This is a genomic window from Corallococcus sp. AB030, assembly GCF_003668965.1.
GTDB classification, from domain to species: domain Bacteria; phylum Myxococcota; class Myxococcia; order Myxococcales; family Myxococcaceae; genus Corallococcus; species Corallococcus exiguus.
Window position 1 is genome coordinate 43,191 of the sequence record NZ_RAWQ01000010.1, and the last position, 1,968, is coordinate 45,158.

Annotated in this window: 1 protein-coding gene; it reads right to left on the reverse strand. The window is 67.1% G+C overall.

The genetic code is table 11. The features are described 5' to 3' along the window. Nucleotides 1-53 precede the first annotated feature (53 nt). Nucleotides 54-1,655 (reverse strand): MBL fold metallo-hydrolase, encoded by a 1,602-nt coding sequence (locus tag D7Y15_RS04490; RefSeq protein WP_121751799.1) that lies wholly within the window; start codon nt 1,653-1,655, stop codon nt 54-56. Nucleotides 1,656-1,968: the final 313 nt, after the last annotated feature.

Sequence of the window (1,968 nt, forward strand, 5' to 3'; positions counted from 1 at the left end):
GAGCCCAACGTACGAGGGGAGGGCGGCCAGGCCGCCCTGCGCCCGCGTGCGAATCAGCCCTTGAGGTGGACCTGCCGCGCGCCCTCGAGTCGTTCGGCCTGGAGGCCGCGCTCGCGAGCGGTGGTGAGCAGCAGATCCGACTCCTTCATGCGGGGCGTCTCCGGCGTGGCGGCGGGCCCGATGATGTGCTCCATCCAGGGCTCCAGGCCCATGGCGTAATTGAAGATCCGCTTCGCGCCCACGAGCTCCAGGAGGCGCAGGCCTTCGGCGGAGTTGCTGCCGCGGCACCGGCGGTTCTTCTCCAGCTTGCGGTCGCGCTTCTTGGGGAAGAAGCCCTCCAGCATCCACGTGTGCGGCGCGCCGACGATCTCCGTGTTCATGAAGACCGTGTGCAGATCGCCCACCGTGCTGCGCAGGTCGCGGTACGTCGTCTCGTCCACGCACATGGAGTCGGCGGCGAAGAACAGGCGATCCTCGCCGGTGCGGATGATCCACGCGGACTTGGCGTGGGCCACGTCGCCGTGCTCGCCCATGAACGGCGCGGCGATGATCTCGCCGTCCGGGATGGGCAGGGATTCGTAGAAGTAGGGCTCCAGCACGTTCTTGAAGCCGAGCGCCTTGCCCAACAGCCGCGGCGAGTAGTCCCCCGCCAGGGCGCCGCTGGCGCGCGGCACCATCAGCGTGCCGATGCGGTGGCGCAGGCGCAGCAGCGTTTCGATGTCCAGGTGGTCCGGGTGGCTGTGGGTGATGACCACGTAGTCGATGCGGCGGGGCAGGTCCGCGAAGGACATGCGCTCCAGCGGGCCCATCTTCTCCGGCCGCACCGGCACCACCGCGTCGATGAGGATGGACGTGCCCTTCCACTCCACCAGCACGCACGCGTGGCCCACGTAGCGGATGCGCACCCCCGGCCCGCTCCAGGTCTCGGGAAGGGTCTGCGTCGCCTCCGTGAGCAGGGGCATCAGGTCCGCGTCGGACTTCACCGCGTCGCCCAGCAGGTCGCGGATCCACTCCAGCGGCTTGGGCTCCACGTCCAGGCTGAAGAGCTTGTCCAGGCGCTCGTCGTGGAAGGGCACCTTCCAGTCCAGCTGCCCCGCCTCCATCAGGCGCGGCGTGGTGAGCAGCGAGTCGCGCTCCGCGTCCGCCTTCAGCCGGCGGAGCCGCATCGACTGGAGCTCCGTCTTGTGGTGAGGGCCGCGGTACAGCAGGCCTTCGTGCACGCGCATCGACGGGCGGTTCACGTAGTCGTAGACCAGCTCCACCTTGCCCTTGAGCACGTCCGGCAGCCGCGAATACAGCGGCTCCAGGGACTGGCCCTTGGCCTCCGCCAGCAGCTGCGTCTGGAACTCGTCGAACGCCTCCGCCAGCTTGATGTTGTCCTCCTGCGCGGTGGTCATCCGCTGCATGAGCGCGCGCACCTCTTCCGCGCGCTCCGGCGCGATGCCCACGAAGGAGCTGCCGCTCAGCTCCGGATCCTTCGCTGCCTTCGCGTGGAAGTCCGGCGTCTGCAGGTAGGCCTTCAGCAGCGGCAGCAGATAGGCCTGCAGATGCAGGCTCGCGGGCATGGGCGCCACCGTCATCCACCAGGCCTGGAAGTCCTGGACGAGCGGTTCAACGAGAGTGGCGTCCGCGAGGCGATACAGGGGAGCAGTCATGGTGTGCGATCAGGGAGTCCCCGCACCCGCACTCGATTCACGGCGGTTCGAAGAAGGGAACTCGCGGAGTCAAGGGAGGGCGGAGTGAGTGCTGAAGACCAGGAAGCAGGGCTGACGAGCGAATGTGAGCGATTCGAGCAATTTGTTCAAGTTCAGTAGAACCCATTCCTAGTGGTATTCTCGTATCCAGTTCTGCTCCCCCGGACACATTGCAAGGGCGCCTGTGTCACGCACATCGTGCGTGTGCGTCGCACAGGAAGTCGGCCCACTGAAACCTTTGCGGTGATCTCCGGCTTTCCACATGGGTTCTTCC